At 37.6% G+C, this 25760-nt stretch carries 24 protein-coding genes; 4 read left to right on the forward strand and 20 right to left on the reverse strand.

Annotation, left to right across the window (positions count from 1 at the left end; translation table 11 throughout):
* Nucleotides 1-8 precede the first annotated feature (8 nt).
* The gene (locus tag AC27G3_RS03490) at nucleotides 9-2735 is read right to left on the reverse strand and encodes an SLBB domain-containing protein (protein ID WP_487118837.1); all 2727 of its coding nucleotides are present in this window, start codon (nucleotides 2733-2735) and stop codon (nucleotides 9-11) included.
* A 411-nt stretch (nucleotides 2736-3146) separates the two neighbouring features.
* Here AC27G3_RS03490 and AC27G3_RS03495 point away from each other — a divergent pair, with 411 nt between their 5' ends.
* The 4 genes from AC27G3_RS03495 (at nucleotide 3147) to serA (ending at nucleotide 7498) form a co-directional block, all read left to right on the forward strand.
* Nucleotides 3147-4586, forward strand: coding sequence for a peptide MFS transporter (locus AC27G3_RS03495; protein ID WP_487118839.1), 1440 nt, complete (start codon nucleotides 3147-3149; stop codon nucleotides 4584-4586).
* A 119-nt stretch (nucleotides 4587-4705) separates the two neighbouring features.
* Complete coding sequence (locus AC27G3_RS03500; RefSeq protein ID WP_487118840.1) at nucleotides 4706-5296, forward strand: 5-formyltetrahydrofolate cyclo-ligase; 591 nt, start codon at nucleotides 4706-4708, stop codon at nucleotides 5294-5296.
* Between the two features lie 120 nt (nucleotides 5297-5416).
* Entirely contained in the window at nucleotides 5417-6073 is a 657-nt protein-coding gene (rpiA, locus tag AC27G3_RS03505; RefSeq protein ID WP_487118842.1) for a ribose-5-phosphate isomerase RpiA, read from the forward strand.
* A 195-nt stretch (nucleotides 6074-6268) separates the two neighbouring features.
* On the forward strand, nucleotides 6269-7498 hold the full coding sequence (gene serA, locus AC27G3_RS03510) for a phosphoglycerate dehydrogenase (RefSeq protein ID WP_487118844.1): 1230 nt from the start codon (nucleotides 6269-6271) through the stop codon (nucleotides 7496-7498).
* Between the two features lie 77 nt (nucleotides 7499-7575).
* Here serA and AC27G3_RS03515 read toward each other — a convergent pair whose 3' ends face one another.
* The 19 genes from AC27G3_RS03515 to flhA form a co-directional block, all read right to left on the reverse strand.
* Nucleotides 7576-8049: a phosphatidylglycerophosphatase A family protein gene (locus tag AC27G3_RS03515; RefSeq protein ID WP_487118846.1), complete on the reverse strand. Its 474-nt coding sequence runs from the start codon at nucleotides 8047-8049 to the stop codon at nucleotides 7576-7578.
* Nucleotides 8042-9013 carry a thiamine-phosphate kinase gene (thiL, locus tag AC27G3_RS03520; protein WP_487118848.1) on the reverse strand — a complete coding sequence of 324 codons (972 nt, stop codon included), beginning with the start codon at nucleotides 9011-9013 and terminating at the stop codon, nucleotides 8042-8044. Before thiL ends, AC27G3_RS03515 begins: the two co-directional genes overlap by 8 nt.
* A gap of 52 nt (nucleotides 9014-9065) precedes the next feature.
* Nucleotides 9066-9482, reverse strand: a complete 417-nt coding sequence (gene nusB / locus AC27G3_RS03525) for a transcription antitermination factor NusB (RefSeq protein WP_487118850.1) — start codon at nucleotides 9480-9482, stop codon at nucleotides 9066-9068.
* A 19-nt stretch (nucleotides 9483-9501) separates the two neighbouring features.
* Nucleotides 9502-9966, reverse strand: a complete 465-nt coding sequence (ribH, locus tag AC27G3_RS03530) for a 6,7-dimethyl-8-ribityllumazine synthase (protein WP_487118852.1) — start codon at nucleotides 9964-9966, stop codon at nucleotides 9502-9504.
* Between the two features lie 226 nt (nucleotides 9967-10192).
* Nucleotides 10193-11014 carry an MlaA family lipoprotein gene (locus AC27G3_RS03535; protein ID WP_487118853.1) on the reverse strand — a complete coding sequence of 274 codons (822 nt, stop codon included), beginning with the start codon at nucleotides 11012-11014 and terminating at the stop codon, nucleotides 10193-10195.
* A 144-nt stretch (nucleotides 11015-11158) separates the two neighbouring features.
* Nucleotides 11159-11623 (reverse strand): DUF2802 domain-containing protein, encoded by a 465-nt coding sequence (locus AC27G3_RS03540; RefSeq protein ID WP_487118855.1) that lies wholly within the window; start codon nucleotides 11621-11623, stop codon nucleotides 11159-11161.
* Nucleotides 11624-11699: 76 nt separating this feature from the next.
* Nucleotides 11700-12194, reverse strand: coding sequence for a chemotaxis protein CheW (locus AC27G3_RS03545; RefSeq protein WP_487118857.1), 495 nt, complete (start codon nucleotides 12192-12194; stop codon nucleotides 11700-11702).
* A gap of 57 nt (nucleotides 12195-12251) precedes the next feature.
* On the reverse strand, nucleotides 12252-13022 hold the full coding sequence (locus tag AC27G3_RS03550) for a chemotaxis protein CheW (RefSeq protein ID WP_487118859.1): 771 nt from the start codon (nucleotides 13020-13022) through the stop codon (nucleotides 12252-12254).
* Nucleotides 13019-13798: a ParA family protein gene (locus AC27G3_RS03555; RefSeq protein ID WP_487118861.1), complete on the reverse strand. Its 780-nt coding sequence runs from the start codon at nucleotides 13796-13798 to the stop codon at nucleotides 13019-13021. Before AC27G3_RS03555 ends, AC27G3_RS03550 begins: the two co-directional genes overlap by 4 nt.
* Before the next feature lie 13 nt (nucleotides 13799-13811).
* Nucleotides 13812-14777, reverse strand: a complete 966-nt coding sequence (locus tag AC27G3_RS03560) for a flagellar motor protein MotB (RefSeq protein ID WP_487118862.1) — start codon at nucleotides 14775-14777, stop codon at nucleotides 13812-13814.
* Nucleotides 14774-15520 carry a flagellar motor protein gene (locus tag AC27G3_RS03565; protein ID WP_487118863.1) on the reverse strand — a complete coding sequence of 249 codons (747 nt, stop codon included), beginning with the start codon at nucleotides 15518-15520 and terminating at the stop codon, nucleotides 14774-14776. Before AC27G3_RS03565 ends, AC27G3_RS03560 begins: the two co-directional genes overlap by 4 nt.
* Nucleotides 15513-16676, reverse strand: a complete 1164-nt coding sequence (locus AC27G3_RS03570; RefSeq protein ID WP_487118865.1) for a protein-glutamate methylesterase/protein-glutamine glutaminase — start codon at nucleotides 16674-16676, stop codon at nucleotides 15513-15515. The genes AC27G3_RS03565 and AC27G3_RS03570 overlap by 8 nt, the downstream gene beginning before the upstream one ends.
* A 50-nt stretch (nucleotides 16677-16726) precedes the next feature.
* Nucleotides 16727-18883 carry a chemotaxis protein CheA gene (locus tag AC27G3_RS03575; protein WP_487118867.1) on the reverse strand — a complete coding sequence of 719 codons (2157 nt, stop codon included), beginning with the start codon at nucleotides 18881-18883 and terminating at the stop codon, nucleotides 16727-16729.
* A 13-nt stretch (nucleotides 18884-18896) separates the two neighbouring features.
* Nucleotides 18897-19640, reverse strand: a complete 744-nt coding sequence (locus AC27G3_RS03580; RefSeq protein WP_487118869.1) for a protein phosphatase CheZ — start codon at nucleotides 19638-19640, stop codon at nucleotides 18897-18899.
* A 43-nt stretch (nucleotides 19641-19683) separates the two neighbouring features.
* Nucleotides 19684-20067, reverse strand: coding sequence for a chemotaxis response regulator CheY (cheY, locus tag AC27G3_RS03585; RefSeq protein WP_487118870.1), 384 nt, complete (start codon nucleotides 20065-20067; stop codon nucleotides 19684-19686).
* A 119-nt stretch (nucleotides 20068-20186) separates the two neighbouring features.
* Entirely contained in the window at nucleotides 20187-20906 is a 720-nt protein-coding gene (locus tag AC27G3_RS03590; RefSeq protein ID WP_487118872.1) for an RNA polymerase sigma factor FliA, read from the reverse strand.
* Between the two features lie 63 nt (nucleotides 20907-20969).
* Entirely contained in the window at nucleotides 20970-21815 is an 846-nt protein-coding gene (locus AC27G3_RS03595) for a MinD/ParA family protein (RefSeq protein WP_487118874.1), read from the reverse strand.
* Nucleotides 21816-21907: 92 nt separating this feature from the next.
* Nucleotides 21908-23407, reverse strand: coding sequence for a flagellar biosynthesis GTPase FlhF (flhF, locus tag AC27G3_RS03600; RefSeq protein WP_487118876.1), 1500 nt, complete (start codon nucleotides 23405-23407; stop codon nucleotides 21908-21910).
* Between the two features lie 80 nt (nucleotides 23408-23487).
* Nucleotides 23488-25590 (reverse strand): flagellar biosynthesis protein FlhA, encoded by a 2103-nt coding sequence (gene flhA / locus AC27G3_RS03605; RefSeq protein WP_487118878.1) that lies wholly within the window; start codon nucleotides 25588-25590, stop codon nucleotides 23488-23490.
* Nucleotides 25591-25760 lie beyond the last annotated feature (170 nt).

Consider the following 25760-nt stretch of genomic DNA (forward strand, 5'->3'; position numbering starts at 1 on the left):
ACTAAACATTAAATACCGCTAATTGCTGCAATGGCGACCGCTGAATTGTATATAATACCCGTGACATTGGTCCACAATTCAAGATTATTCATATATTCAGCATCGAGAGGTACAACAATAGTATCTCCAGGCTGTAATCGAGAAGATTCGTCATCAGCAAACCAGCTGCTACTCCCCATCATTTTTATTCGACCATTCGCTGAAATAATATAGGTTCGACTTTCATCTGCTCGTTTCTTACTGCCACCTGATTGCGCCAAATAGTCAGCCGCAGTTAAAGTTTCATCATAAATATGTGACGAGGTGACTTGCACTTGGCCAATTACGTTTATTGAATTGTTCAAAGTAGGCACATAAAGTACGTCACCATCTTCAAGTAAAACGTCATAATCATTATTTGCAACAATTCGTTCTAAATCAATAACTAGTCGACCAACAGGTTGAGTTTTTGTTAAATCTGCAAGCATCCTTTGTGCTTCTTCGTATGACTGCGCGGCTGTATCTTTTGTCAATGATTGAGACGCCATTTCAATACGCAAGTCACTTGCTAATTTAAAGAGGTTTTGTTGCTCTAACTCTTTTAATTTAACCCTTGAAAATACAGAGCCTTGAGCGTAGGCATAATCGGTTAGCCCGCCAGCCTTAAGCACTAAATCAGCAAGACTTTCGCCACGTCGAATTGTATACTTTCCAGGAAAAACAAACTCCCCTCGCAACTCAATTACGTGGTTTTCACTCCATGACGGTATAGTATGAATATTGAGTCTATCTTTACTGGTTAATAAAACATTATCTTCTGGACTATTTTTTAAAGCTTTAGTTAAATTTACAGCTAAAGACGTTTTTTCAACGCCGTAAGAGTTAACAATATTTCGTGTTATATCTGCTTTAGCTAAATACGCAGATTCGTTTACACCACCTGCTGCAGTAATTAAATCGCCTACTCGACCATTTACCGGTAAAGGATATACACCTGGAAATTTAACTTGACCATCGATTTCAACCAGTTGGATGGCTAAACCTGCACCACCTTGTTGTTTAAGCTTTTGAATAACTGGTAAAAGTAAACGTTGGCGAGAGAATAAGCTTAACTCTTTTAACTCTACCTCTTCTTCAACTTTACCCCCAGTTAAATTTGCAATTGATTGACTTCTTAGTTCTTTTTCTTTTTCTTCTTCTAAATCAATTTCATACTGAATACCTTCTTCACCATACTTTTCCCAGAACAACTTGGTTTTATATTTTTCTTTTGCGAGTAACTTCTCTTTTTTGAACAGTTCGTCTTCAGTATAAGCCAGATCATCTAACCTGATTTGTTCTTCAGCCATTTTGGATGTCGTAGAAAAAACAATTATTTTATCGCTAGGGAGTAGTAGTGGATTATCTTCTGAATTAGGCTGCGCGATAGCTTTAGCTAACGACAATTGTAAAATTTCAATGTTTCGAGCTAAGTCAGTTTCACGCACGATTAAGGTATAGTTTAAATCAGCATTGGCTAAGAGATGAGTATCAATACCAGGGAGTAAATCAGTAACACGTTGACCTTGGCTCCATTGATATTTACCTGGACGAGTAATAGCACCAATTAAGGTAACAGACTGCTCGAACATTTCAGCAGTCTCCATTACTTTAATATAATCACCTTGTCGGACTTTTTCAGCCAGTTGCCTTTCATTAGTTAAATCGACATTAACAATGCTACGTAAACGGCTTTGGTTATAGCGCTCAACGATGGTTGATTTTGCATAAGCAGAAGGCAAGAATCCGCCTGCCATATTAATGGCATCAGCAAAAGTATCACTATCTTTAAGTTCATATATTGCTGGACGTCGTACTTCACCATCTACGGTAACGGTTCGGCCAACTGGAGCGATAAATACTACATCGCCCGATTGTAATAAAATATCGTCTGACGAGTCACCATTAATTAACAACTCATACAAGTCGATAGTTTTAATCAATTTTCCAGAACGCTTTAATTGGATATTTCTTAATGAACCAATATCGTTAATACCACCCGCAGCAAACAACGCATGAGTAACACTTGAAAGTGAGCTTAGTGTATATGGTCCAGGCTTAAAGGCCTCACCTAAAACAAAAATACGCATTGAACGTAAAGAGGCAATGCCAACCACTACATTAACACCAATAATTCGTTCTTTTATTTTATTACTAATGAATGCTTTAAGTTCAATAAAGGTTAACCCTGCCACTTTAAAGGCGCCAAGGTTAGGAAAGACTAATTCACCTTCGCGAGTTACAACCATTTCAACATCAATAGTTTCTTTTCCGAATACTTGAATAGACAATTTATCGCCTGGACCAATGATATAACCTTCTGGAATTGCGATATCCATTGTAGGTGCGAAAGTAAAAGGCGCATTAGCAAAAACATCGTAGCCAAAAGGCGTTATTTTCTTTTCAAGCTCTTCTTCTTCTTTTTCAATTTCGTCTAACTCTTCAAATAACGGGTTACCTTCTTCATCAAATAAGGTGCCACGAGGATAAACCTGAGTGTTAGTGTTGTCTTTCTCATTGTTCGATTTATTACCTGATAACTGAGCTTTTAAATCGTTATAATCAATTCCCATGCTTTGGGCTAAGGTTTTTTGTTGGCTAGCTGGTAATTTTTTAAATTGCTCAATTTGCTGTTGACTTATTTCAGCCGCATTAAGATTGAGAGAAAAAAACAACACGGTAAACACCGCAAGTGTAAATTTAAAGAATGTTGTCATTTGCGCAAATAATTCCTGTGAGCGTTGAAAAACAAAAATGATTAAACAATGAATCTAATTAGTTTTTTAAAATCAATAATCATGTAAAAAAGAAAGCTACTGCTCTTGTTAAAAGTGAAAGTTAGCCTGTCAATTAAGCGAGGAAGTTTATCAGTATAATTAGGGGCAAACAACTCGCAAGTTTTCATTCTCTGTCATTATTCACTTTCTTATTCAAGAGTTACACCTTCTCTAGGGCTACCTAAACCATAAACTAATATAGTGTGACTAAAATATTATTTGAATAATTAGAGGAAACATTTCAGTACATAATTCAAGCAACCAAATGTTGAATACTTGCCTTTATACCTCAGCAAAGGTATAACACGGGCTGTATATTATATATAAGCAATATTTAGAAAGGATAATAATATGAATAAACCTAACGCGGGTACGCTTTTTGGCCACCCTAAAGGCCTTTTTCTCTTGTTCGGAACGGAAATGTGGGAACGTTTCGGTTATTACGGTATGCGTGCCTTATTGGTATTGTATTTGGTAGCAACAGTTGAAGAAGGTGGATTTGGTTGGACAAATGCAGATGCGTTAAGCCTTTATGGTACCTTTACCATGGCGGTTTACTTAACTCCCGTACTAGGTGGTTGGCTTGCTGATAACTTTATTGGTCAACGGAAGGCTATAATATACGGTGGAATTATTTTCGCTTTAGGGTATTTTACCTTGGGTATTCCTAAGTCAATGATCGCGGGTATGGAAGAAACCGTCTTCTATATCGGGTTAGCATTGATTGTAACTGGTAATGGGTTATTTAAAGCGAATGTGTCAAGTTTAGTTGGCGATTTGTATGAAGATGGTGATCACCGTCGAGATGGTGCTTTTACGATTTTCTATATGGGTATTAATTTAGGGGCATTTTTAGCTCCTCTTACTGTTGGTGTTTTAGGTGAAACTGTTAACTGGCACTACGGCTTTATTCTAGCGGGTTGTGGCATGTTAGTGGGCTTAACTTTACAACTTACTTTAGCGAATAAATATTTAGGCGACATTGGGGTTCAACCCTCTGCGCTTCGCACTAAAGGCGAACAAAAAGCCCATGCACCATTAACTTCTGAAGACTTTGATCGCATGAAAGTTATTTTAATTATGAGCATGTTCTCAGTTATTTTCTGGGCAGGTTTTGAACAAGCTGGTGGTTTATTTACTATTTACGCTTCTGATTTTACCGACCGTAATTTATTTGGTTTTGAAATTGCTGCATCATCATTTCAATCACTAAACGCCATGTTTATTATTATGCTTGCACCTCTTGTTGCTTCTGTTTGGGTTAAAATGGGTTCAAATGAGCCAACGTCCCCTAAAAAGTTTGCATTAGCAATGTTATTTTTAGCGTTAGGTTTCTTCGTAATGCTTTGGGCAACTATGGTACAAGGTGGAGATGTTACAGTTAAGGTTAGCATGTTATTTTTAGTATTTGCTTACCTGTTCCATACTTTAGGTGAGTTATGTTTATCACCTATTGGGTTGTCAATGGTTACCAAGTTAGCGCCACTTAAGTTTACTTCTTTACTGATGGGTATTTGGTTCTTCTTTACCGCACTTTCAAATAAACTTGCTGCGTTTATTGGTGGCTTTGTTGGTGAAGGCCAAGAAATGGTAGACAATGCGAGTAACATCTTCTTGTCTGTTGGCTTAGCAGCTTTGATTACTGGTATCATCATATTTGCTTCTGCTGGGAAACTACTTGAATGGATGCACGGCGCTGAAGGTGCTCATATTGAAGATTTAGAAGAAAAGCTTGAAGAAGAGATTTCAGTAACAGGTACGCATGAAGGTATCTCTGAAACACGCAACTAAATAGATGTTTCATTAGCTTATGTTGAAGCTGATGAATTAACACTTAAAAGCTGAAAGTACTTCTTTCAGCTTTTTTATTTTAAAACGCTAAATATGCTCACACAAAGTATACTCACTTAATGACTATAAGAAGTAAGATAAGAAAACAAGTCCGTGAACTCCGCAATGCTCTCTCTCATGAAGAGCAATGCACGGCATCAAATAATTTAAAAAAACAACTTGCCAAGCACCCTAAAGTATTATCCGCTCAGCATATTGCTGTATATCTAGCAATTGATGGAGAGCTTGACCCTTATCCATTTATTCAATGGTGCTGGCAGCATAATAAAAGAGTTTATTTACCTGTTATTCACCCATTTAGTAAAGGTAATTTGTTATTTCTAAACTACACCCCAGAAACAAAAATGGTTACAAACTTATATGGAATTATGGAACCTAAATTAGATGTTAACGCTATAAAACAAGTCGATAGCATTGAAGTATTATGCACCCCATTAGTAGCATTTGACTCAACGGGAGCTCGTTTAGGAATGGGTGGTGGGTTTTATGACAGAACCTTATCAACATGGAAGCAAAGATTTGATAAAAATAATCAAGCACTTCCCTACCCTATCGGTATTGCACACGACTGCCAATTAGTAAGATGTATTCCAACACAATTGTGGGATATTCCTTTACCTGAAATGATCACCCCAACTAAAAGCTATTAATCTAATTCACAGAGCAAGTATTTCACTGGTATAATCTCAAAAATACTGTACAAACCGTACCCACATAAAATATTTTCGATTAATATTCTTACTATAACAATTAACACATTGGCGTAATCTATGACACAAGATGAAATGAAAAAAACAGCTGCGATTAAAGCACTGGAATTTATAAAAAATGACACAATTGTTGGTGTTGGTACTGGTTCAACCGTTAATTACTTTATTGATGCCTTAGCGACTATGAAAGATAAAATAATCGGGGCTGTTTCTAGCTCTGATGAATCAACCAAACGGTTACAATCTCATGGTATTGAAGTTTTCGATCTTAATAGTGTTAATGTACTCGATGTCTATGTTGATGGCGCAGATGAAATAACAAAACATAAAGCCATGATAAAAGGAGGTGGTGCTGCGCTTACCCGTGAAAAAATTGTCGCTGCCGTTGCCAAACAGTTTATTTGTATAGCCGACGAGAGCAAACAAGTGAATGTTCTTGGCAATTTTCCTTTACCTGTGGAAGTTATTCCTATGGCAAGGAGTTATGTCGCACGCGAATTAGTAAAGTTAGGAGGTGATCCCGTATACCGCCAAGGAGTAATTACTGATAATGGCAACGTTATTCTAGATGTGCATAACCTAGAGATAATTGATCCTAAGGCGTTAGAAGTTCAAATTAACGCACTTGTTGGTGTTGTAACCAACGGTTTATTTGCTCATCGAGGTGCCGATATTTTAGTGCTAGGCAGCGAATCTGGCGTATCGGTAGTAAACTAGGCTTTCTAATGTTTGTTAAATAATAAACTGATTATAATATTCAAAGAATAATTATTCGACAATTTTGCTTAAATAAACACTTTAGAGTTTAAGCACTATATGTTATTTTAGGTCTCTAGCCATCTAAAATAATTATTATATTAGCTAGCAACCATTAAAATAACTAGTACATTCAACAGAGAAACGAGTGATATCATGAGCAGTAATTCTTTAGCAAAAGACAAAATAAAAATTTTACTCCTTGAAGGCGTTCATCCAAGTGCCCTCGCAGAGCTTAACGGTAAAGGTTATAACAACATAGAAACACTCAAGACCTCATTGAGTGAAGAAGAGTTAATCAAAAAAATAGCATCGGTACACTTTATCGGTATACGCTCGCGTACTCAGTTAAATGAAAATGTATTAAGTCATGCAAAAAAATTGGTTGCTATTGGTTGCTTCTGTATTGGAACCAATCAGGTAGATACTACTGCGGCACAAATTTTAGGGATCCCTGTTTTTAATGCACCATTTTCAAATACTCGCTCTGTTGCTGAGCTTGTATTAGGAGAAACTTTGTTATTACTACGAGGGATTCCAGAGAAGAGTGCAAAGGCACATAGAGGTGAATGGAATAAGTCAGCTACTGGCTCTGTTGAAGCTAGAGGTAAGGTACTAGGAATTATCGGCTATGGTCATATTGGTATGCAACTTGGTATTTTAGCTGAAACGTTAGGTATGCGTGTTCGCTTTTATGATATTGAAACAAAATTACCACTAGGTAATGCTAGCCAATCAAGTTCGTTAGACGCGCTACTAGCAGAATCTGACGTAGTAAGTTTACATGTTCCTGAAACTCCGCAAACACAGTATATGATTGGTACAGAGCAATTTAATGCCATGAAAACAGGTGCAATATTCATCAATGCCTCTCGTGGTACAGTGGTAGATATTGATGCCTTAGCGCAAGCACTAACTGATAAAAAAGTAGGTGGAGCTGCAATCGATGTATTTCCGGTTGAGCCTAAAGGTAATGATGAAGAGTTTGTTTCACCATTACGTAGTTTTGATAACGTTATTCTTACTCCTCATATTGGTGGTAGTACTAAAGAAGCACAGGAAAACATTGGTTTAGAGGTAGCGAGTAAACTGGCTAAATACTCAGATAATGGTTCAACTTTATCTGCCGTTAATTTTCCTGTTGTATCTCTTCCTGGCCACGTTGGGACAAGTCGTTTATTACATATTCACCACAACCAACCAGGTGTGTTAACTAAAATTAACCAAGCATTTGCTCATCATGATATTAATATTGCTGCGCAATACTTACAGACTGACGATAAAATTGGTTATGTGGTTATCGATATTGAAACAGAGGATAGCGCCAAAGCGCTTAAAGAGTTGAAATTAATCGATGGTACTATTCGAGCGAGAATACTGCACTAACCGTCAAGAAATAATGCTAGTGATTCTTAAACCTAAGCCTTAAAACTTAGGTTTTTTTATGTCACAAATTCAGAAAGTTAAAAAATTAACTGCATACAAGCGAAAGCAAATACACCGGCTAACACATCGTCTAACATAATACCGAATCCACCATGGACCTTTCGATCAACGAAAGAGATCGGCCAAGGTTTTAAAATATCAAAAAATCTAAACAAAACAAAGCCAACGACTAGACTCTGCCAACTCACTGGCACCATGAACATAGTAATTAAAAAGCCAACGATTTCATCCCAGACAATAGCGCCATGATCATGTACCCCTGCAGCATCAGCCGCTTTTTGACAAATATATATGCCAGCCACACTCATGATAATCAGCAGTGCGCCATAGGCTAGAGTTGATAATGGCAACATTAAGAAATAAAGAGGAAGTGCGGCAAGGGTGCCAAAAGTTCCAGGTGCCTTAGGGGCTAAGCCTGTACCAAAGCCTAGGGCTAAAAATTGAATAGGATCAGATAAAGTAAATTTATCAGTTGATTTAGCTTTAGTCATTTTGCTCTGAAAAATGCTCAAAACCTTTTACATTAATAGGCACCACTTTACTATCCATAGTGGTAGTAATTTTCCCTGACATATTCATTTGTCCGATACAGGTAAATGGTACACCAGAGTTTCGCATGGTGGTTTCCATACCGACTTTATTATCTTCTGATACGGTAAACAATAACTCATAGTCATCGCCTCCAGCTAACGCTAGTTCTATCGCTTGTTCTAGGCCTAGTGTTTTTTTAAGGACTTCAGATAAAGGTAATGAATCTAAAACTATGTTTGCTCCGACACCAGAAGCCTCACAGATATGACCAAGATCGGCAATAATACCATCAGACAAATCAATAGCAGATGATGCATACTCTCGTAAGTTTTGCCCTGCAAGAACTCGAGGTTTAGGGTAATCTAACTTAGAAAGTATTTGCTCTTTAAACACATTCTCAATTACTACTTTACCTTGAATATGTTGCAAAGCTAATGCTGCATCGCCGAGCTCACCTGTGACATAAATCCAATCACCAGATTTAGCACCTGAACGACTTATATGTGTATCAACAGGCACCAAGCCTTGAGCTGTTACTGTTACGCTTAATGGCCCTTGAGTTGTATCACCACCGATGAGTTGAATATTATAATACTCACATAACTCAAAAAGACCAGCGCTAAACTCTTCTAACCATTGATGATCGAATTTTGGTAAGGTTAAGGCGAGTGAAATCCAAGTTGGCTCAGCGCCCATCGCAGCAAGATCAGATAAATTTACCGCGATTGCTTTATGGCCAATAGCGCGTGGTGCTGTATCTAATGGAAAGTGTACGCCACTAACAAGTGTGTCTGTGGTTACGGCTATATGTTGACGTTCGGCTGGTGCAAGTAAAGCACAATCATCACCTATTCCTAACACAACATCCCTACGGTTAATTACCTGTTCGGTAAAAAACCGTTTAATGAGATTAAACTCTTTCATAGATTACTTCACGTAGACTTTCTGTAGATTTTAGTGACTAGAATAAGCTAGGTTATTCTTGAGGACGAATTAACTTCACTGCTTTATCTAAAACACCATTGACAAATTTGTGACTATCATCGGCAGCAAAAGATTTTGCTAACTCAATAGCTTCGTTAATAACAACTTTGTATGGCACATCGGTACACGCTTGCAACTCGTAAATTGCAACTCGTAATATTGCTTTTTCAACGTGATCAACATCATCTAGAGGACGATCAACATGAGGTGATATTTCATGGTCAATTCGACTAACACTTGAAGTAACACCATGTAATAACTGCTGAAAATAAGCAATATCAAAACGGCGGGCGCTGTTGTCAGTTAAAAAGTTAGTTTCAATATCTGTTACTGAATTTTGACTTAACTGCCAAGAGTATACTGCTTGTACCGCTAATTCGCGGGCTTTTCTTCTAGGTGATGGTTTCACAATTTTTCTCAAATTTAAATTATAGCTTGGTTAAAACATTAACCATTTCTAAAGCACTAAGGGCTGCTTCAGCACCTTTATTACCTGCTTTTGTACCAGCACGATCAATAGCTTGCTCAATGGTATCTGTAGTTATTACGCCAAAAGCAACAGGCACGGTAAACTCCATTGCAACTTGAGCTAAACCTTTATTACATTCACCAGCAACAAAATCAAAATGAGGAGTACCACCGCGAATGACAGCGCCAATTGCAATAATAGCGTCAAATTCACCTTTTTGTGCAATGCGTTTTGCTGCAACAGGTAATTCATATGCACCAGGAACGCGAACAATCGTAATGTCCTCGTCTGCAACATTACCATGACGTTTTAAGGCATCAATAGCACCTTCAAGTAAACTTTCAACAATAAAACTGTTAAAACGAGACACAACTACGGCAATTTTTTTACCTTTTGCGTCAAAATTTGCTTCTATTACATTCATCTAATTATTCCAGCGATAAAATTTTTGCGCAATTCTATCAAATTGCAAGCCAAGACGGTACTCGTTTATGTGCTTTTTTTAACTTTTACAAATCGCGGTAGAAGAAAGTTATAGATAAAAACGTTTAAATTGAAAAGAGTATTGTATTGCTTGAGCGGTTTATCACGAGATTGATGAGATTAATAGCCTGCCCTTTGCGAGAAGGCTATTAATTCACTAACGCTATTTAATCAAACTCTTCACCGTCGAACTCTTCACCGTCAAATTCTTCATCATCGAACTCATCCATAAACGCATCAAGCTCTGCTTCTTCATCTTCATCAATAACTACAGGGGGATGACCGTCATAAAGTCGGTAATTCATATTTTGAAAATAAGCATTTTTTACAAACTCATAATCATCAAGCGCATCATTAATTAAAGGCTCTTGATCAGCCAATGCTGCTCTTTGCTCTAAGCCTAAAATTGTCCATCTAGCAAGGTTTGGCCAAAAGTCGATTACCGCAAGCGGCCAGTAATATTTATCGACATAGTCGCCAACTTCTTCACGAACAGAACTTGGTCCTATTCCAGGTATTACTAAAAATGGTCCGTCGCCTACGCCATACGTACCTAGCACTTCGCCAAACTCCTCTTGATCACCTGTCCAACCAAAATCACTTGCCGGATCATAAAACCCCAATAAGCCGATAGTGGAGTTTAGGAGAAATCGCCCTGTACTTTTTGCTGCGTTAGTAAACTTAGCTTGTAATAAATTATTGATGATACTCGATGGCTCATTTAAATTTAGCGCCATGTTGTAAAGGCCAGAACGTAAAAAAACAGGCGTGTATTTAGTGTAGGCCATAGAGGCAGGCTTAGAAATATACTTATCGGTGTAATCCCATGTAATTGTCCAAAAAGCTCTATTAATTGGCTCTATAGGATCTCTACTATCGCCGCTACCATGATTTTCTGACTGAGGACTAGAGGAACAACCAGAAACTAAAACAACCAGTAGTACTAATTTGCAGTAACGTTTGAGAAAATAAAAGCAGGATAATTTCACTGTTCTTTCCTTAGCATGGCTATGATAATAATAAAGCTATTTTTTTGAGAGCGGAAGATTCTACCATGACTGTTACTGTTTTCCATAGGTAAGTATTTTGAATAGACTTTTGCGGTTTAAACAAGACGTAAATCGTTACATTCACTAATTTTGATTTGTTTTGTACACGGATAAAAGCATTTCTGCTTCTGCTCTAGGTAACTCACATTCTTTAATAATTTCTTCTATGTCAGCGCCTTTAGCAGCTAATTTAAATGCTCTGCTATACAGCTTATCTTCGGGCTGCTGTTCAATATGCTGTTTTAATTGTTCTTGAAAAGTTTGCAACTCACTTTGTAATGTTTTCGTTCTAAACTCTAATTGTTTAAATACTTGGTTGCTCTCATTTTGATAAGAGTCGTAGCTCGTTAATAAACTATTAATACTTTCTTGCTGACTGTCGATGATGAACTTCATTTCGTTAACCAAAATATCATTCACCTGTTGTTTTTTATTTAACTTTACATTCTCACTTTTAATGGAAGTTAAGGCTAACTTACAATAAACGCCAACAACAAGACTTAAAATTAAAGCACACACTGCAATTATTGGTACTGCTAATAATGTCATCTCATTATCTCCATTAAAACAAAAAAGCCTGACTAATCAGACTTTACTATTTTTCGTTAACTGTTATTCGCTTAGCTTAAAACTGTTTAAGCTCATCCCATTCATCATCAGATAATAATTTATTTAAGTCAACGAGAATCAAAAGCTCTCCTTCGCGATTTGAGACCCCTTGAATAAATTTAGCGCTTTCGTCATTACCAACATTAGGCGCTTCATCTATTTCAGACGCACGCAAATAAACAACTTCAGAGACTTTATCAACTAAAATACCTATTACTTGCTTGTCGGCTTCAATAATTACGATTCTTGTGTTATCAGTAACTTCAGCAGACTCTAAGCCAAATCTTGAACGAGTATCAATAACGGTAACTACGTTACCTCGCAGGTTAATAATCCCCAACACATATAAAGGAGCACCGGGTACAGGAGCTATTTCAGTATATCGAAGCACTTCTTGTACCTGCATTACGTTAATACCATAAACTTCTGATTCTAACGTAAAAGTAACCCACTGAAGGACTTCATCATTTGAATCCATTTTATCATTAGTACTGCGTCTTTCATCAGACATACTATCCGCCTCTTAAATGTAAATCTATAAACTGTTTTATAGCACAATGCTATTTTGTTAAATAATTCCTGCACCATCATCAAGTAACTTTATCAGTGCTTCAACATCTAGCAATGCACACATACGCTCTTTTACTAAACCGGCTAGCCAAGGCCGCTTATTTGGTTTATCTAACCATTTCACAGCACTTTGCTCTAATGTTACCGTATCAACAAGGTGTTCTGCGAGTAAGCCCCACTTGCTATTACCTAACATTATAACATACTGATAGTTTAACGAATTAATTAATGTCTCATTGCATTTTTCTGGCATAACCCAAAGTGCTGTATTAACGACATTAACCTTATCTTCTCTGTGTAACATTACACCATCAAACCAGTCGGGTTTCCCCATTAACTTGGTTGTTTTATCAACATTATATATGCCACCTAACTCAATCAGAGGTACTGCTATAATTAAACCTGCCACATCAAAAAACATTGCTTGAAAATTACCTTCTCGATAGGCTTTATTTTCCTTTACTGCAATCTTTCCTGTACTTTTGTGAGTAGAGAGTACTGCTTTTTCAATATCTTGATTAATTGGCGCTAATGGAGTTGATTTAACGACTTTTTTTACAGGTTTTGAAATCGGCTCACGTTTAGCTTCTTCTTGTTTGCTTTCATTACTTACTGTTGCTAAAAGCTTTTCTAACCTTTTAGCTTCTACCGTCGTTTTAACTGTTTCTGTTGTGGTAACTTTTTCTTCTACCTTTACTTCATCATCTGTCAGTAACTCTGACAGATAATTTTTCATAATATCATTACTAGCTGCTAACGATTTACTCATTTATTTTTCACCGAGGGTACTTCCATTAATGTAGACAATAATTTTTTATAAGCCAGTACACCGCGAGACGTTTTCGCATAATCTGATGGCACTTGTTGTGCTAAGCTCGAATTTCTAAAATTTGTATCTATGGGAATAACCCCCTGCCATACTTTTTCTTGATAAGATTCTTTAAGTTTCTGATAAGTTAGCAATGATGCTTTGGTTCGTTTATCAAACATCGTTGGCACAATAGTATAAGCAAAAGGAACTTCTTGTTCCCCTTGCATAATATCCATTGTTTTCATCATTCTATCTAAACCTTTTAATGCTAAAAACTCTGTTTGAACAGGTACTATAATACGGTTGGAAGCAGCTAAAGCATTCACCATTAACACGCCTAAAACTGGCGGACAATCCATTAGTACATAGTCATATTCATCACTGAGCTTTTGAATGGCTTTTTTAAGAACAAGTCCCATGCCACCTTTACTACCTAAAGAGCGATCAAGTGTTGCTAAGCCCATGGTTGCAGGTAATATATCAATGTTTTTATACTTCGTTGGGCATAAACTTTGTAATATTTGCTCTTTACTAGAGACCTGAACAAATAAATCATAGACACTTAATTCGAGATCTTCTGACTCGATACCAAAATAATAACTTAATGAGGCATGAGGATCAGTATCAACTAATAATACACGGTAGCCAGCATCAGCTAACAAGCCTCCAAGAGCTATGGTTGTTGTAGTTTTCCCTACCCCACCCTTTTGATTTGCGATTGTCCAAACTACCAAATGGTTACCCTACTTATTTATTTTCTATTTGTTCATCATCGCGAGTGGTTATTCGAATACCACCATTTTCCAACTGTATTACTCTAATTTCTTTCTTTGAATCACCTTCGAGCGAAATATTGGTAATAGCCTCAACATCTTTTACGTTAATAGTTGGTGTATTTAATAAATTAGACTTTTCTAAGCCGTATTTAGAAATAGCGATAACCACTTTGCGGTTTTTCGCTCGCCCCTCTGCAGTTTTATTGTCAGCACTTGGAGAAAATTCTCCATAACCCTCAATTGCCATACGGGCAGAGGCTAAATTTAATTCTTCAAACAAATGCAATATTGCCGTAGCTCTTGAAACAGAAAGCTCCCAGTTGGAAGAAAATATTTCATTATTCATCGGTTCATTATCAGTATAGCCCCGAATGCGAACAAAGTTACTCGCTTGACCTAATACATCATAAATAACAGCTAATATTTCTTTGGCTGCTATCGTTACAGAGGCAGAGCCACTAGGAAACAATAAACCGCTGTTAAGTTCAATTTCTAACCAATCGCCATCTATTTGTAATTGAGCGAACCCTGATTCGACTAATTCATATAAAGCAGTATGCAGCTCCTCTTCAAGTGAGGTTAGGTTCGTACCCACTTGGCTATCTGATACATTCGAAAGTATGGGTTCACCATCAAGTAATTCAGGTCCAGCCTCTTCTATCAGGCCATTACCGTATAACCTTTTATTAGTTTTACTTGTATTAACATCAAGAATATCATCACCGTGCCCTTTATTTTTTGGCTGTTCGTCATTAGCTTGAAACACTTTACCTATTGACTCTGTTGCCGTTTCAAAAGGCTTTTCATTCACCATAGCCATCGCATAAAGTACAACAAACAAGGCAAACATTAAGGTCATATAGTCGGCATAAGAAACCAACCAACGGTCGACATTATCATGTTCTATATAATGCCTGCGCGCTTTATGCCTATTCACTGCTCTAACCTGAAGGCTGATAATTTATTTTCAATCGCATGAGGGTTTTCTCCATTAGCAATAGAAACAAGCCCTTCTGTGATCATTTCTCGATACATTGTTTGTTGATGAACTATCGTACGTATTTTATTTGCTATGGGTAAATAAAATAGATTGGCAAATCCAACACCATAAATAGTTGCGATAAATGCAGTGGCAATACCTTGACCAAGTAATTCTGGATTACTTAAATGTCCCATTGCCTGAATTAACCCTAAAACAGCGCCTAATATACCTATTGTTGGACTATAGCCGCCCATAGCTTCAAATAAATTTGCTGAACGTAAGTGATGCTCTCGATACAAATCAAGTTCAAGCTCAAGTTCCATTCGAAATTGCTCTGGTTCAATACCATCAACCAATAAATTCAACCCTTTACTGGTGTATGAGTCTTGTTCATCTAAGGCAATATTCTCCAGCGCCAAATAACCAGACTCACGAGCTTTTTCAGCCCAAATAACAATGCTTTTTATTCCTTCACTAATATCGTAACTTGGAGGATAAATCACCCATTTAAGTAAAGAGGTAGCATGCGTAAATTGCATCATAGAAGATTGCAGCATAACAGCACCTAAAGTGCCGCCAAAAACAATAATAAAAGCGGGTAATTCAAAAAGTACAGCAATCGAGCCACCTTCAATAAGAAAGCCGAAACATATCGCTAAAAGTGCAACACTAAGCCCTATGATACTGAGCTTATCCATGCTGAATTTCCTTAAGAATCGACATGGCGACATCTTCAATTGGCAAAGCTAACTCAGAAATACCTGCAGTAGTCACTGCTTGAGGCATTCCATAGACAACACAAGTTTCTTCATTTTGCGACCAAATCGTCGCCCCTTTACTTTTTAACATTCTAGAGCCTTCGCGACCATCTGAGCCCATTCCCGTTAGAATTATCCCTAGCACATCTCCACTAAACACCTTTGCAGCAGAGCCAAAACTTACATCAACGCTAGGTTTAAAGGCAATCCGTGGTGAGTTATCATCCATAATTTTTAACTTTGCAGAGCTGTCTTTGCCCTCAACAATCATTTGTCTGCCGCCAGGTGCTAAATAGGCACAGCCTGCTGTTAATGTATCGCCATCGGAAGCTTCTTTTACCGTTATTTGACAAAGCGAATTTAAGCGTTCTGAAAATGCTTTAGTAAAAGCTGCAGGCATGTGTTGCACCATAAGAATGGGCAAAGGAAAATCCTTAGGTAATTTGGTTAATACTTTCTGTAATGCAACCGGCCCACCTGTTGAGGTACCTATAGCCAACAGTTTATATTTTTTACCCGAACTACGTTTAAGTTGCGCTGAAGGAGCCTGTTCTTTAACTGATTCATCGTTACGAATACGTTCAGTTGGAGCTGGGGTCTCTTCTATACGATTATTTCGGCCGAATTTTTTTGGTTTTACAACCGCAGGGGGAATTTCCGTCTTGGTAATGCGAGACCTTAAAGGTCTAAAACTTTTATTTTTACGTGCTAACTGAGCCACTCGCTGCCGTAATAAACTACCAGCATCTTCATTATTTGAAGCGATTTCATTAAATTTTTTCGGTAAGAAGTCTAGTGCGCCAGCGTCAAGTGCTTCTAGGGTGGACTTAGCGCCTTGATGTGTTAAAGAAGAGAACATTAAAATTGAAGTTGGCGCTTGAGCCATGATTTGTTTGACGGCTTCAATACCATTCAATACTGGCATTTCAATATCCATAGTAATCACATCAGGCTTTAAAGAAATCGCTTTATCTACGGCTTCTTGACCATTTACAGCAACATCTATAACAGTTAAGTTATTATCCTTGTTAAGTATATCGGTGACACGACGCCTAAAAAAGCTTGAATCATCAACAACCAGTATCTTATATGGCATTTATTGTTCTCTTCAAAATTGATGTTCATGTGGTTATTATAATAAGTTTTTTAACGGAACTTTTGATTAACGACTGATTTTTTAGCATAAAACTTTAACATGTTAGGAACATCTAAAATTAATGCAATACCACCATCACTGGTAATGGTTGCTCCAGCCATACCAGGTGTACCGTGTAATAATCTATCTAGAGGTTTAATCACCACTTCTTCTTGGCCAATTAAGCTATCAACGACAAATCCAACTTGTTGAGATCCTAATTGCACAATAACCACATGCCCCTTGCTTCTTGTTTTTTGTTGAAAGTCTTTAACTAACCATTGATCTAAATAAAACAGCGGAATCGCTTTTTCACGAACAATAATCGTCAGCTGACCATCAACATTATTAGTGGTTGTTAAATCAAGATGGAAAATTTCATTTACAGCAGCAAGTGGTAATGCAAAAGTCTGTTTGCCCACAACAACCATTAATGTCGGTAAAATAGCTAAGGTTAATGGCACTTTAATTTCTAAAACGGTACCGACACCCATTTCAGAATCGATATTTACGGTTCCATTTAATTGGGTAATTTTTGTTTTCACTACGTCCATGCCAACGCCACGGCCCGACACTTCTGAAATTTCAGTTTTAGTAGAAAAACCAGGAGCAAAAATCAAACTAAAAGCATCTTTATCAGACATTCTCGCCGCAGCTTCAGCATCTAAAACGCCACGTTCAATGGCAATGCTTTTTAGTTTTTCTGCATTCATCCCAGCACCATCATCTTTGATGGTTAATAGGATATGATCGCCCTCTTGTGAAGCAGAAAGCAGTACAGTACCTTCTCGAGGCTTACCATTAGCCTCACGTTCATCTGGTGCTTCAATACCATGATCAACAGAGTTTCTCACTAAATGGACAAGTGGATCAGCAAGTGCTTCTACCAAATTTTTATCAAGATCGGTTTCTTCGCCTTCGAGTACTAATTTAATTTCTTTATTTAAACTACGTGCTAAATCTCTAACAACTCGAGGGAATCGTCCAAATACTTTCTTAATTGGCTGCATACGTGTTTTCATGACCGCACCTTGCAAGTCAGTCGTAACAGCATCTAAATTAGTAATAGCTTTCGTTAATTCTTCATCTTCTTTGGTTAGCCCTAGGCTTGTTAATCGATTACGCACTAGTACTAACTCGCCCACCATATTCATGATTTGATCTAATCGTTTAGTATCAACTCGAACGGTCGTTTCGCCCTGTGGCGTAGAGGCCTGTGCAGGCGCAGCAGCTTTACCTGTTGGAGCGGGTTTAGTGACTTCTTTTGTCGCAGGCTTACTAACAGGTTTAGGGCTAGCTTTAGGCTTGTTAACAGGAGCAGGTTTGCTTGCAGGTACTTCGCTAACGCTTTCATTCTCTAAGGCTTTTTTAGGGGCATTCCCTTTACCATGAAGTTCATCAAGTAATGCTTCAAAGTCATCATCAGTGATATCATCACCTGATACGTTAGCATCATTATTTGAAGCTGAGCCTGAGCTACTCACCTCTGAATTAAAAGCACCTTGACCATGCAACTCATCTAACAAGGATTCAAATTCATCGTCTGAAATTTCTTCACTGTCGCTATTATCAGTTACGCTGTCTTCTGCTACAGGCGCTAACTTTTCTTCGCTCGGTGAGTTACTTCCATGCAATTCATCAAGTAAACGTTCAAATTCGTCTTCAGACATTTCATCATCAGCATCTTCTTGATCAGCATTTTGTTGAGGAGTTTCAGCGACATCATCACTCATTGAAGGAATTTCGTCAGCCGTTGTATCTACTTCTGCAGACTCACTTTCTGGTATACTTAACCGATGAAGCTCTGCAATTAATTCAGGACTTGCTGGCGTTAACGCCTCTCTGTTTTGAACCAAAACAAACATTTCATTAACACTATCTAGTGCTTGTAAAATAACATCCATTAAATCAGAAGTGACTGATCTTTGACCTGTGCGTAATATATCGAAAATATTTTCAGCATAATGACAAACTTCTACAAGTTCATTTAATGCAAGAAAACCAGCGCCACCTTTAACCGTATGGAAACCACGAAATATCGCGTTAAGCAAATCAGCATTATCTGGATCATTTTCGAGTTCAACTAACTGCTCAGAGAGTAGTTCAAGTATTTCACCCGCTTCAATTAAAAAATCTTGTAGAATTTCTTCATCTGCTTCAAACGACATTCAATAACTCCCGTTAAAATCCTAAACTGGATAAAAGATCATCAACGTCATCCTGACTATCTACGACATCATCTCTTTTTTGTGAATCAACAATAGGGCCTTCTACAAGATTATCCCCTACTTTAGGTTTAGTTTGCTCTAATGTGTTATCTGCACTAATTCCAAATGCAGTTAACATATTAATAAGGCTATCTTCAACTTCTCTCACTAGCTCAATAACTTTACGTATAACTTGACCTGTTAAGTCTTGAAAATCTTGAGCCATTAACACATCCGTCATTAACGCACGCATGTGTTCTGTTTCTTTATCGGTATGGGTTAATAGTGCATCAATATCAATGCATAAACTTTTAAACTCAGTAAGATCAAGTTTATTGTTCATCAGCTTAGACCAAAGCGGGTTCACTGTTTTAATTTGACTTTGAATCGTATCAACAACAGGGAAAATTGCTTCAACAGCATCCATTGTTTTATTGGCAGCTTCTTCTGTACGTGTAATAACATAATTCAAACGTTCTTTCGCGTCAGGTATATCTGCTGTTGCAAGATCACTGATACGAGAATCGAGTTGAAAATTAGTTAACGAATCATGCAACTGCCGGGTTAATTTACCAATTTCAGCAAATAGCTCAGTATTGATAGGGTTTTGGATTTCAGCAATAAGCTCATCAGCTTTTTCCTGTTCTCCAGACTCTAAAAATTCGACTAGCGATTTAGCCTGTTCCAAAGAAACATGGCAGTTGGGCAAACCATTCATGCAAATCCCTTATTAATAACTTTGATGAAAATAAACGAGAAGATTAACCTAAACGTTCAAAAATCTTATCAAGCTTAGTTTTTAATGTGCCAGCAGTAAACGGTTTAACAATATAACCATTAACACCCGCTTGTGCAGCCATGACTATTTGCTCTTTTTTCGCTTCTGCCGTAATTAACAGTACAGGGATATGGGCTAATTTTGCATCCGCTCGAATAGCTTTTAAAAGATCAATACCTTGCATTCCTGGCATGTTCCAATCTGTAACAACAAAATCGAAATCACCACCTTGAAGCATCGGTAAAGCAGTACTACCATCATCAGCCTCTTGAATGTTTGTAAAACCTAAATCTCGTAACAAGTTTTTCACTATTCGTCTCATGGTTGAAAAGTCATCAACTACAAGTACTTTCATATTTTTATCCAAGGCATCCTCCGGACTAACATTCAAAATTTATTTATTCTTTGCTTGTAACTATGCGTGAAAACGCCAGAATAACAAGCAACTATTGTGATTTATAATATCTTAATTTAAAAAATTTGCACTTAACTTTGCCAAGACTGCATTCTCGCTTTTAATCTATGCATGGCTTGACTATGAATTTGGCTGACTCTGGATTCGCTTACATCTATGACTTGACCAATTTCTCGTAAATTCAATTCTTCATCGTAATATAGCGACAGTACTAAAGCTTCGCGCTCTGGTAAAGTAGAAATACACTCTGACAAGCCTTTTTTAAATGCGTTGTGCTCTATATCTTGGTAAGGATCATCACTAACATTGCTTTCATCATAGTTTAGCCCATTTTCACCACTTGCTAGATCCTCAATGCCAATAATTTTACCAGTACTGACTTCACTTAATATATGATGGTATTCATTTAATGAAATATCAAGTTTTTCAGCAACTTCACTGTCAGTAACATCTCGACCTAACTGCGCTTCTAATTCTTTAATAGCTTGACTGACTAAACGACTATTTTTATGAACAGAGCGAGGTGTCCAGTCACCACGGCGTATTTCATCAAGCATTGCCCCACGAATTCGAATACCAGCAAAAGTTTCAAAGCTTGCTCCTTTGGTTGCATCGAAATTATTGGCGGCTTCAAACAAACCAATCATTCCTGACTGAATAAGGTCATCAACAATGACACTTGCAGGAAGTCTGGCAAGCAAATGATAAGCAATACGTTTAACTAATACCGTATGCTGTTCAAGCAATGCTGTTTTATCAACATGAACATTATAAGCATTTGTTTTTACCACTTTTGCTCCAGTATTTTTATTTTATTAACTGCCTAGGTAATTTATAACGTAAGCAAATATAACTTATTTGTTATCTAATAATTTTTCAATAAAAAACTCTAAATGACCAGATGCTTGGCTAGGAATTGTCCATTTAGTAATTCGGTTAGCTAAATTTTTAAAAGCGATTGAAGCTGGAGAGTCTGGAAATGCTTCAACAATTACTTTTTGTTTACGTACAGATTTTCTTATGTTTTCATCAAATGGAATTACACCAACAAGATCCAAAGCTACGTCTAAAAACCTATCAGTAACTTTGGTAAGTTTGGCAAAAAGTTGTTGGCCTTCTTTAGGGCTTCTCACCATATTGGCGACAACTTTAAATTTATAAACGTCATGATCACGACTTAGCAGCTTCATCAACGCATAACAGTCAGTAATGGATGTTGGTTCATCACAAACAACTAACATGACATCTTGCGCTGCGCGGGTAAAACTTAGCACCATGTCAGAAATACCAGCTGCTGTATCAACAATCAGAATATCAAATTGATTTTGCATATCACTAAAGGCTCGAATTAAACCAACATGTTCCGCTGGTGTTAAATCGACCATGGATTGCGTGCCCGAAGTAGCAGGGATAATGCTAATTCCTGCAGGGCCTTCTATGATAATATCGTCAAGTTCACATTCACCAGACAATACATGAGATAAGTTTCTTTTTACTCTTAACCCTAACATAACATCAACATTTGCTAGGCCTAAATCGGCATCAAGAACAAGTACTTTTTTCCCTAGTTGCGCTAGAGAGATAGCTGTATTCAACGAAACATTGGTTTTACCTACGCCGCCTTTTCCTCCTGAAACAGCAATGACTTTAATTTGTTGTGAGTTTTGCATTTTTCGTAAGCCACTCGCTTGATCTATCATCTATTTTTCTCAATATTTTATTAATATCTTCTCAATTATTATTGTTGAAGAGAAAGCTAATATGAAGTTGCTTATTTACAACATAAGTTAATCTACATCGCTCCTACATGGTTCATTGGTTTGGTATGCACAGGAACATGGTGTGGTGACTGTACTTTAATCGCCATCTTATCAGCAAGCGTAACTAACTTTTCAACATTTGCAACTTTAATGTCTTCAGGAACTCTTTGACCATCAGTAAGATACCCTATTGGCAAACCATTTTGAATCGAAGTTGAAATTATTTCTCCAATACTAACACTCTCATCAAGTTTAGTATAAATACTGCCCGATAATGGTACTTTTTTGAATCGCTCAACATTTTCTTGCATTACGCGTTGCTGGGTATTTGCTGCTAATACTAAATAATTACGTATTTTTACTCGAGTGCTGGTCACTAAAGTGGTTAGATGTTCGGCAAGGCGCATATCACGCTGCCCCATTCCTGCCGTATCAATTAAAACCAGTTTTTTACCTGAAAATTGTTGTAACAAACTGTCTAATTGTTCTGCATCTTTTGCAAGTTTAACCTGACAACCAATAATTTTTCCGTAGGTATTAAGTTGTTCAAAGCCTGCAATTCTAAATGTGTCTGTAGAAATAAGAGCGACTTGATCAGCACCATGAACTTGTGAAAATCTTGCCGCTAATTTAGCGATGGTCGTTGTTTTTCCTACGCCTGTTGGGCCAACTAACGCAACTACACCACCTCGATTAATAATATCATTATTGGTGGTATTTAACTGTTGCGCGACTAATTGTTTAGCGTCTTGCCATGCTTGTGACTCATTACTTTGAGCTGGTAGGTAGCCTGCAATTTGATCGGCAATTTGCTCGGTTAATCCAATAGCCATTAAGCGATTAACAAGCACCGCTCGTTGTGGGTCTTTTTGTGCAAGATCTTGCCACATTAAGCCTGATACTTGATGCTCTAACAATTGACGAATAGACGCCATTTCTTTTTGCATTAATTGAAATTCATCAGTGGAAACAGTCGCTTGATTACTTGCTGTTGATGCTGATGCTACAGCAGCGGTAGAAAAGCCATTATCATCAACTCCTTGCTCATCTGTTTGCTCTAATCGTTGAGTAAATCGCTTGAATTGTTGTTCAATATTTTCGCTAGCAGGGTCTACAGCCTCTTTCTTAGGTGCTGGTTTTTGTTGTACTTGTCGATTTAATAATGCTGACAAACTGTCCGCAGGCGCAGAGGTTGAGTCATTTTCCTGTGTATTATTAACTTGCTGTGTATTATTAGCATGGGTGTCAATACTGTGCCCCGAGTTTGTTGCTGGAACGCTACCTAAAGTAACAACATCATTTTTCATTCCGTTAACATCACGTTGATTATTAGGCGCACTTGGCACGGTATTAGGCTGTTCGCTTGATTTAGGCTGAGCAGGTGCTGCTTGCGAATAGTCAATTGCAGCCATGAGTTCGACCCCTTCAGCAATTTTTTTATTTGACATAATTACCGCTTCTACGCCTAACTCTTCTTTTATTTGAGCAAGCGCTGTTCGCATATCTTTGGCTACAAAACGTCTTATTTTCATCACAACCTCTACTTTTAAATGCTTACTGCAAATTGATTACTCAGCTTAGTTAAGCTTGAGCTAACTTTACTAAGCTATATTTACTGCCCTATAGCACTAACAATTTTAATTTGTTTATCGTCTGGAATTTCTTGATACGAAATCACTCGCAAACCAGGAATTGTGTACTTAACAAATTTAGCAAGCACAGTTCTTAATATTCCTGATGTTAGCAATATAGGCGCATCTCCCGCCATTTCTTGCTGTTGAGCTCCCTCTGTTAGCGATTTCTGTAACCTTTCAGCTAATCCAGGTTCAATACCTGCGCCATCATCACCAGCCATTTGCATTGACTGGTGCAACATCTGTTCCAACTCAGGCGCCAATGTTATGACAGGTATTTCTACTTCGGGTCCAACTAAGTCTTGAATAATAAATTTACGTAGCGAAATTCTAACGGCAGCAGTTAAGATGTCAGTATCTTGACTCTTAGGTCCATACTCTACTAACGTTTGAATAATACTGCGCATATCTCTAACAGCGACGCCCTCATTCATTAAGTTTTGCAATACTTTTACTACAGTGCCTAACGTTAGGATGTCAGGAATTAATCCTTCAACTAATTTAGGGTGATTTTTCGCTAACATATCAATTAAGTTTTGTACTTCTTCATGGCCTAATAACTGCGCAGCATTATTCGTTAAAATTTGACTTAAGTGCGTCGCCAAAACCGTTGCAGCATCAACAACGGTATAACCTAATGTTTGAGCATGCTCTCTTTGACTTTGATTAATCCATACCGCATCTAAGCCAAAGGCAGGATCTTTTGTGATCGCTCCATCAAGCTTGCCATACACTTGCCCGGGGTTAATAGCCAACTCGTGATCATGCTTAATTTCAGCGCTGCCAATAGTAACGCCCATTAATGATATTTGATAACAGTTGGGGTCAAGATCTAAATTATCTCGAATATGAACTGCTGGCACTAAAAATCCAAACTCTTGAGAAAGCTTTTTACGGACACCTTTTATACGACTTAAAAGCTCCCCGCCTTGTGCTTTGTCAACTAAAGGGATTAAGCGATAACCAATTTCTAAACCAATAATATCAACGTGATTAACATCATCCCAACCAAGTTCTTTAACTTCGGCTTCTTGTTTTTGGTTTTCTACTTGAGTCAATTGTTGTGCTTCAATATGTTCTTGAGCTTTTGCTTTTTTACGTTTTTCACCAAAAAATGCGCCCAAGGCAATCACAGAGGCAAAAAATAAAAATGCAAAATGCGGCATCCCCGGCACAATGCCCATAATAAACATGAGTCCTGCGGCGGCATAAAGAGATTTTTCTTGTCCAAGCTGAGAGCTAACCTGTTGTCCCATGTCTTCAGAAGTATTTTGTCGGGTCACTGCAATAGCTGTTGCAACTGAAAGCAATAGTCCTGGCACCTGAGCAACAAGTCCATCACCAATCGTTAATACCGTATAAATTTCAACTGCGTCATCAAAAGATAAGTCATGTTGAACCATCCCAATAACTAGTCCACCAACAAGGTTGATAAACAAAATTAATATACCGGCAATAGCATCACCTTTTACAAACTTACTCGCACCATCCATTGAGCCATAAAAGTCAGCTTCGGTGGTAACTTCGATACGCCTTTCTCTGGCTTGCTCTTGGTTAATAAAACCTGCATTTAAATCTGCATCTATCGCCATTTGTTTCCCTGGCATCGCATCTAAGGTAAATCGAGCAGTTACTTCAGCTATGCGTCCAGCACCTTTGGTGATTACTACAAAATTGATGATAATTAAAATCAAGAAAACAACCAAACCAACCGCATAATTACCACCAATAACCACAGAGCCGAAAGCTTCTATTACTTTACCTGCGGAATCTGGCCCTAAATGACCTTCAAGTAGTACTATACGAGTACTCGCCACATTAAGTGCTAATCGTAAAATAGTAGCGATAAGTAACACGGCAGGAAAAGAGCCAAAATCTAACGGCTTTAACGTGTAAACAGTAATTAGCAGAACCACTAAAGACAAAGCGATGTTAAATGAGAATAGAACATCTAATAAAAGTGGTGTTAATGGCAGGATAACCATACCTAGTGCAGCCATTACCACTAATGGCGTACCTAATCCGGCTAGGTGCTTTAATTTATTTTTATCAAATTTATTTAAATAAGCTGTTAGTTGCATTGATACTTCATGATGGCTTTTTGACACTTATCAGTGAAAAAGCAATAAATAGACCACAACTAAAAATTAACTAAATTGTTTAGAGAAGTTCACTGGTTGAGTTTGCTCTTGCTGATTATTTAAGTCGTCAAACCTGACAGAGATTTCACTATATTTTCACACAATGAATA

It is taken from the genome of Colwellia sp. SU-HH01217 (genome assembly GCF_057543495.1).